Source organism: Methylobacter sp. (assembly GCF_023227905.1).
Classification (GTDB): Bacteria; Pseudomonadota; Gammaproteobacteria; order Methylococcales; family Methylomonadaceae; genus Methylobacter_A.
In genome coordinates, this window is sequence record NZ_JALOCF010000011.1 from 98,392 (window position 1) to 106,316 (window position 7,925).

General features: G+C 47.1%; 6 protein-coding genes. 3 read left to right on the top strand and 3 right to left on the bottom strand.

Features of this window, described 5'->3' with window-relative positions; translation table 11 throughout:
• The gene (locus tag M0R47_RS06790; protein WP_292552198.1) at positions 1-1,152 is read left to right on the top strand and encodes a glycosyltransferase family 4 protein; all 1,152 of its coding nucleotides are present in this window, start codon (positions 1-3) and stop codon (positions 1,150-1,152) included.
• A 51-nt stretch (positions 1,153-1,203) separates the two neighbouring features.
• Entirely contained in the window at positions 1,204-2,109 is a 906-nt protein-coding gene (locus tag M0R47_RS06795) for a methyltransferase domain-containing protein (RefSeq protein WP_292552202.1), read from the top strand.
• A 142-nt stretch (positions 2,110-2,251) separates the two neighbouring features.
• Here M0R47_RS06795 and M0R47_RS06800 read toward each other — a convergent pair whose 3' ends face one another.
• Entirely contained in the window at positions 2,252-4,003 is a 1,752-nt protein-coding gene (locus tag M0R47_RS06800) for a right-handed parallel beta-helix repeat-containing protein (RefSeq protein WP_292552205.1), read from the bottom strand.
• Positions 4,004-4,962: 959 nt separating this feature from the next.
• Between M0R47_RS06800 and M0R47_RS06805 the strand changes: the two genes are divergently transcribed.
• Positions 4,963-5,352 (top strand): VanZ family protein, encoded by a 390-nt coding sequence (locus M0R47_RS06805; protein ID WP_292552208.1) that lies wholly within the window; start codon positions 4,963-4,965, stop codon positions 5,350-5,352.
• 70 nt (positions 5,353-5,422) lie between these two features.
• Here the strand turns inward: M0R47_RS06805 and M0R47_RS06810 are convergent, their stop codons facing one another.
• Both M0R47_RS06810 and rpiA read right to left on the bottom strand, forming a co-directional pair.
• Positions 5,423-6,670, bottom strand: a complete 1,248-nt coding sequence (locus M0R47_RS06810; RefSeq protein ID WP_292552211.1) for an MgtC/SapB family protein — start codon at positions 6,668-6,670, stop codon at positions 5,423-5,425.
• Positions 6,671-6,778: 108 nt separating this feature from the next.
• Entirely contained in the window at positions 6,779-7,471 is a 693-nt protein-coding gene (rpiA, locus tag M0R47_RS06815) for a ribose-5-phosphate isomerase RpiA (protein WP_292552214.1), read from the bottom strand.
• Between the last annotated feature and the right edge of the window lie 454 nt (positions 7,472-7,925).

Here is a 7,925-nt window from a genome sequence, read left to right on the forward strand (position 1 = left end):
ATGAATCGGCCAATCCGCGTGATGATGCTGGGCTTGCGCAGTTTTCCCGGAGTGCAGGGCGGAGTGGAAACGCATGCCGAACATTTATGCCCGTTACTGGTAGAGAGGGGCTGCGATGTGACTGTGCTGGTCCGCTCACCGTATCACCAGGCCGCGACTGGAACGGAATGGAAGGGCGTGAAGTTCGTAAAGCTCTGGGCGCCGAAATCCAAAACGCTGGAAGCTATCGTTCACAGCTTTTTGGGCGTGCTCTATGCGGGCTTCAGCCGTCCGGATATTTTGCACATCCAGGCCATCGGACCCTCCATCATGACCTTGCCTGCCAGACTGATGGGCTTGCGTGTTGTAGTGACGCATCACGGCCCGGATTATGACCGGCAAAAATGGGGGCGCTTTGCCCGTTTCGTTCTTCAATTGGGCGAACGCTGGGGCGCGCGCTGGTCCAGCGGGCGCATTGTGATTTCCAAGGTTATTGCTGATTTGGTGCGCAGCAAGCATGGTGTGGAGCCAGAGCTGATACCGAATGGCGTAGTTTTGCCGAAGCTATTGGATTCTATCGGAACACTTGAGAAATTCGGCCTGACTCGCGGCCGCTATGTGTTACTGGTCAGCCGCCTGGTTCCGGAAAAACGCCATCTCGATTTGATTGCGGCATTTCAGCAGGCCCATTTGCCGGGTTGGAAATTGGCGTTTGTCGGCGGCTCCGATCATCCCGACGCTTATCAGCGCGAAGTGATAAAAAAGGCAGCCGAAGCCGGCGTTGTTATGACGGGTTTCCAGCAGGGTTCGGCATTGCAAGAGCTTTACTCGCATGCCGGGCTTTTTGTGTTGCCTTCGTCTCACGAAGGGTTGCCCATCGCTTTGCTGGAAGCATTGAGCTATGGGTTGATGGTGTTGGCAAGCGACATTCCGGCCAACCTGGAGGTGGGTTTGCCAGCGGAGCATTATTTTCCGCTGGGCAATGTTGACGCGCTTGCAGATAAAATCAGGCAGCAGTCGAGTAACGGTTTAACTCTTGCCGCACGGGAGAGCATTCGAGCATGGGTTGCCCAGCGTTACGATTGGCAAGATATCGCTGAGAAAACGGTTAAGCTTTATGCCAACTGTATGAGCCGGAATCGGCCTGATCCTATTGTTAAAAGCCCAAGCTAAAGCAGGATACTGGGGCGTATATGACATCAATCGGGAATAGAGGATTTGCTAATGCGTAATTTATTTTCAAATTATTTTTATTTTGCCGCAGGAGTCGTTTTTCTGCTTCTTGCCAAGGTTAAGCATAGTCTGGAAGGCTACAAGACCCCTAAACCATTCGGCGTGTCTGATGCGGAACGGTGTGTCGATTATGATATTAAGGTGGTTAAAGAATGGATTGAATCATTGGATACTTACGCAGGGTTGCCCGGATCGCTGGTCGGGAAGCATGTGCTGGAACTTGGCCCTGGATCGGATCTTGGCAGCGGGCTGACAATACTTTCGTATGGGGCGCAAAGCTATACGGCGATTGATGTGAATAACCTGATCGAAAACGTTCCGATGCAGTTTTATGATTGTTTGTTAGACAGACTGCAAAAAGAGAATCCTGGGATTGATGCCAATGTACTGAAAAGAGAGCTTTATGAGCAGCGACAAGGCATGTCAGACCGGTTGAAATTTCATTGCCGGCCGGATTTCAATATTCTTGACGCAGTGGGAGAGGGCAAGGTGGATATTGTGTTTAGCCAGGCTGCATTTGAACATTTTGACGATGTACAACGTACCATTCAGGAGCTGAGCGCTGGATGCTCGAGTAATGCCGTAGCAATAATAAGCGTTGATCTTCAAACCCATTCCAGATGGATACGGGACAAGGACCCGAACAATATTTATCGTTATCCTGACTGGCTGTATAACAAGTTTTATTTTAAAGGCACGCCTAATCGAGTCAGGCCTTATCAGTATAAAGAGTTGTTCGAGAAAAATGGTTGGCGCGATGTCACGATACAACCGCTGATTAAACTTGACGATTCCCGTGTGGAGAAAGAGGCCCCCTATCTTGCTGATGCTTTCCGGACTGACAAATCCGAAATGGGGTCTTTGGGTATTCTTATTTGCGCTCGCCGGTCAGGTTGACGGCGGCTTTTGGTCCACCGCGACGACAACTTCGCTTTGCTAAGCTGTACGCGGTGGTTTCCGAAATGATTAGACGCTGTGCCGGTGAAGATTGTTGTCTATCCGGCACAGCGTTATACATCCTACTTCTTCAGTATTGCCCTTAATTTAGACTGCTTTTGAAGGTCGAAGTAGTCGACGTGGTTGAAGAACCGTTTGTTGCGGTAATCTTGTAATAATAAGTAGTGTTATTGTACAAATTACCTAGATTTACTGAGTGACTTGTAGACAGATTGCTGTCAACAACTTTGAGAGTGTAGGTGCCGGCAGCCGCAACATCGCTCTTCACTGTGTACCAAACTGTTCCGCTAGTTGGAACGTTAGTGGTCCATTTAATAGTAGCCGAATTGCGAGTTATGTTAGTAGCATATTTGGACGATATGTTAACGCTTGTCGACGTTGGCTGCGTGGTAGTCGTCGGCGTGCTGGTAGTCGTAGGCTCAGTAGTTGTAGTCGGAGTCGTTGTAGTAGGGCTGGTCGTGGTCGTGGTTGAACCATATTCATGACCGCCTATATCCGGCGCACTTCCTCTGCTAGCTTTAAAGTAGTCATTAGACACGCTGGTTAACGCCATTGCAGCATTGATCGCAGGCGAGCTTCCCGATACCTTAAAATAAGCTGGTGTCAAAGCGCCCGGTGAAGTTGATCCCGATCTTGACACTTGCGGATCTCTAACTACGTTAGTTGAGGCCGCTGCTGCTGACGGAGGTGTTGTCGCCCAGTTATTGTGAGAGAAGGTAAGGCCGCTTTTAGTGGCTACGCTACCGCCTCCCGCGAGAATATTATTTCTAATTTGGGAATTAGAATGGATCACCGAAGAGCTTCCGCCTACGTTCAAGCGTCCATCAACGATAGTGTTGTTTGCTATCAGTGTATTTCTTAAACCGGAATTGGTAACGCCGGTCCAAGTGAAGGCGCTGAAATCAACACCACGCAGGAAGTTATTGATCAGCGTATTGCCGGAAGAGCGAGGCCTGCTTGCCACTTCATCAAACATCGCGATACCTGGGCGACCCGAGTTACGAGTAGTAATGGCAGGTGCTGAAGAAGCATAAACCATGTTGCGTTGCACCACGCTATTGGTGGCGTCAGAAAGATACATGTTAACGGTCCAGTTGTCGTAAACAATGTTATCTTCAATGGTGCAGTGATCTACCTCATAGCAGGACAGACCTTCACCCCAGTTGTTGTAAACCTTGTTGCGGCGAATAGTCGCGTATGAGGTAATGCCGGGCTTTAAGGCAGAGGCGTTGCGATTGCGGGCCGCATTCAAGCCGCCGCTCCACATGCCGCCGCCAGAACCATTGGCATTCCGTCTTGCGGCCTGCCATACTGAAGAGTCTTCGATAGTGCTGTAGTCACCTTGAGCGAGTATCCCGTTTTCCCAAGTGTGATGGACATTCATTTTGCTGACCGTATTATGATGCCCCCCTAACCAAACACCATAACCACCTGCGCGTGCGCCCTTGATGTTACTGTTTTTTACTTCAAAGCCGGAAACTTTGTTGTTGTTACCTGATATTGATACCAGCGATCCCCAATCTCCGCTAGGCAATGAGCTTTGACCATCAATAATAGGTTTTTCAGCTTGATAAGCGCTCAGTGTAATACCGCTCTGGCTGATGCTAACGGCTTCCACATAAGTACCGGCTCTTACATAAACAATATCGCCGCTACTTCTAGCCTTGCTCAACGCTTGCCTTATAGTTTTTACAGGCGCTGAAAGTGATGTGCCGTTGTTGGTGTCAGAACCCGCGGGCGCAACATAGTAAGTTGCCGCATAGGCTTGTTGAAGTCCGAATAGGCCTTGTATGCAAACAATAAAAAATAGTTTGCTGGAAATTTTTTTCTTCATATTAATTTGTTTGGAATTTTTAATTACAGTTGTGGCCCCATGTGATGCTGTATGTGGGACGCGTAAGTCGGATGTCCGAGAAAAATGCTTCGTAGTGGGACGGATTTGCCGGTCGTCTTGACTTAAAGATTGTAAGCCCGGATTTAAGTCATTCAGATCTGATCCGTGTTTCCGAGACAAGCTAAGAGTCGCCGCTGAAAAGCTAGTTGAAGGAGGTAACAAACATGCTACTTTAGTCGATTTAGTCATAAATTATCTCTATTACAAAAACCATTTAATTGCGAGACATTCGGTGTCTCATTTTTATATCACATTGAATTATAATTAAAATCACAACAAGCATGAGATGCTTTGATATTCCATTGATGCGAAAAAATTTCTATATAACTCGAGCTAAAGTTTATCCGTGAAATATTAATGTTCTCTTAAAAATACGTACAATTACCTAAGTATTTTCACCTATCGGTAATCATCTCCAATTTTTGATCAATTAATTAAGAGTTTGCCTTACTTATATATAAGGAACAGGATGTAGGTGAGTTAAAGCGAAAATTTTTATTGAGGCTTTCAAGCTTGTAGACCCTTAAAGCAATGCGGGTCGGCACGATCCGAGCGTTGTGGCTAACAGTGTACCGATGAAAATCAGGCTGTGGAAGGTGGCAGCGTACAGTCTGTTGATGTCATTCCCAGCAAAGCCCGGTACTCTTGGTCTTGTTTTTTAAGGTAAAAATCAAAGAGTTAATGAGTGAATGATTGAGTTGTATTCTATGGCTGTAGGCACTTAATCAGCACGCGAAGGATCGGACAGTCGATGAGGACCAGCAAAAAATCGAAACAGAGCGCTCGTAAGATGACCTGAGAGGGCATTATCGTTCATAATAGCTGAAGCGCTTCATATCTGTAGCTGTTTTGAACATTACAGCCGTAAACCATAATTTTGTGAAAGGCATTATTATCCTATGACGACATCGCATATTTATCGATTTAGCTTTATCACATTTTCCTTGAGTCTTGTTTTGGCGCTGTTTATAGCCGGCTCACAACCGCAAGCTGCCGGCTTGTTTGTGTCTCCGGTTGATAAGCTGGTGCATTTTCTCTATTTTGGAACCTTCACCTTTGCTATAGCCATGAGCAATATCATGCCGCTTAAATACGTCGCTATTTTGGCGGTTGCGCTGGGCGCGGCAGATGAATTGCATCAAATACTGCTACCGGGGCGTATGCCGGGTGTTGATGATTGGTTGGCCGATTGTTTCGGGGTTGTTACGGTTGTCTGCCTTTTTTCTGTGGCCAGAAAGCAGCAAACATCTTTAATGCGGAACTGTGCTGCAGACTGTTCAAGAAAATAAGCTTGAATATACCCAGCTAAAAATGCCGTGCGAGCGCACATTGCCGGTAGCTTGTAATGATTGCACAACGCTATTGCGTGATTAATAAGCCCGCTATAACAGCTCCTACCAAAGGAACTCCAACTCTAAGCGCCAGGGCTTGGCTGCCAATAGTCAATATCAGAACGCCTTTAACGCTTGAATTAACAGATACCGCAATAAGAATAGTCTTGGCGGCGACGCTGAGGTTTGTTCCGTCACGGCTCATCTGCGACATCAAAAGGGTAATAGGATCAACATCCGCCATACCGGAAGTTGCCGCTAGAAAATAATTGCCCATATCGCCGAAATAAACGTTGAGTAGTTTGGATAGCCACATGATAACGACTAAAAATGCACCGAACTTTAACGCCATGCCTAACTGGAAAGGGTTTTCCAATTTTATTTCTTCATCGGTCCGAAACCCTCGCCCGCTTCGCCATAACAGAAAAGCTGTAAAATAAGTAAAAGCGGACATTATTAGCAAGGCAGGTAGCAGCGCCAGGGATAACTTGGGATTCATAACCGAAGTTAGCAGAAGAGTGCGTATAAACATCGTGGCACAGGCCGTTAAAATGCCTCCCGCCAGCACATTTTCCATGTTTGGATATTGCTTCGATAACCTGGATAAATTAAGGGTAACGGCGGTTGAAGATACCAACCCTCCCAGCGCGCCCGTTAAAATCGGTCCATACTGATTGCCGACAATCTTGACGGCAAAATAACCCAGATAGGAAATGCCCGCAATCAGTACCACCATCCACCAGATTTGATAAGGGTTAACGGCAGCCAAAGGGCCATAATTCCGATCCGGCAGTATCGGCAGAACGACAACCGAGATCAACAATAATTTTAGCGTGGCATCCAATTCCTCCTGCTCCAGTTTTTTCATCCAACTGTGGAGCAAAGGCTTAAAGCCGAGCAATGCTGTAATAACGACTGCACTTGCAGCAGCAAGAGCAATATGGCCGAATACAGTCAGCGCGCCCAGGGTAAAGGTAATCATCGACGCAACGGTGCCGGTGATGCTGAAATCCTTAAACCTATCAAGACCTTTGCTGTAGGCAACCAGCAAGATTGATGCTAGACCCAGAAAAGCAAACTCCATAAAGTAAGCGTTTATTTGTTGAGCCAGGATGCCCGACAAGGCGCCCAGCAGGCTAATCATCCCGTAGGTGCGCAATCCGGCAACGCGCATACCTTCTTCCAGTTCACGGGTACGCCAGCCACGCTCCAGGCCGATGAGTAAACCTATTGCCAGTGCAATGCTTAGAAGCTTGAAACTTTCCAGCTCAGTCATCTATATAACTCCTTTAAACGTTTGCCAGCGATAGCTTCATCAGTTTGCTTGGGATTTCAGAGGTAGGGTACGCAGTGCATATCAGGATAAATTACAAAAAATGAAACCTTAACCGTACAGGCTATCCGGCTTTCGCTCCTGTACCTGACCGTTGGCGCCAATTAAAACCGTCGTGGCCAGTCCGTAAAAAATGCCATGTTCAACAATGCCGGGGATGCTGTTTAAGGTACTGTTGAGCGTTTCCATATCAATATGTGCGTCAAAGTTCATATCCAATATCAAGCTGCCGTAAGCGCTTATCGCAAAACCGTTTTTATTGGAATTTTGACGTAAATCGCCTTGTCCTCCGTTTGCTTCCAGCTGCTTTTTGACCAGTTGCCAGGCAAAAGGCATCACTTCAATGGGGATAGGGAAACGCTGGCCGATACGATCAACCAGTTTGCTCGCCTCAGCCAGCACTAAAAATTGCTTGCTAGCGGTTGCCAGCAGTTTTTCACGTACCAGGTCAGCCCCTTGGCCCTTGAGCAAGGTTAAATCCGGCGATACCTCATCGGCGCCATCGACATAAAGATCGACATGGCTTACCTGTTCGAAACCCAGCACCGACAAGCCGAGCTGTTGCGCCTTAACCGCGCTTACAACCGAGCTGGAGACGGTGGTTACTTTAAGGCCCTGTTCACGGCTGCGATGCGCCAGTTCTTCAATAAAGCAATTCGCAGTCGAGCCGGTGCCAAGCCCAACCAGCATTCCGTCAGTCACTTGATCGGCGGCACGTTTGGCGATAAGTTCCTTGTCATTCATGGCTTACACCTCAATGTAATGGCTAGAAGAATCTAATAACGTTATGCCTTTGTGCGTTTCACAGCAGAGCATTATCAGGAAGATAAAAGTAGGTTAAACCGAGCGGCAATTTAAGGCTTGGCCGATAATCAGTTTAAGCCGACTGTTTTAAAAAGATATTATTCTCGATGCAGTTTTATGTCCAGCAAGCCATCATAGATGGGCTAGAGCAAATACAGCCTATAGACAGTTTACAGTTTGATAGACAACCATTGCCCAACTTCAAAGCCTCTGAATTTTTGCGGCGGAAGCCGTAAAAATTCTGGCATACTTGGATTATTCCGCTAAGTAGTGTTTGAATGAAAATTAATTAATATCATATTCATCAATAGGTTATAATGATTTTCCAACACGAAGATGTGTTGCCCTGACCCCGGTTTTGTCTTATTTCCAGCGAAAATCGGCCCGTAACCGC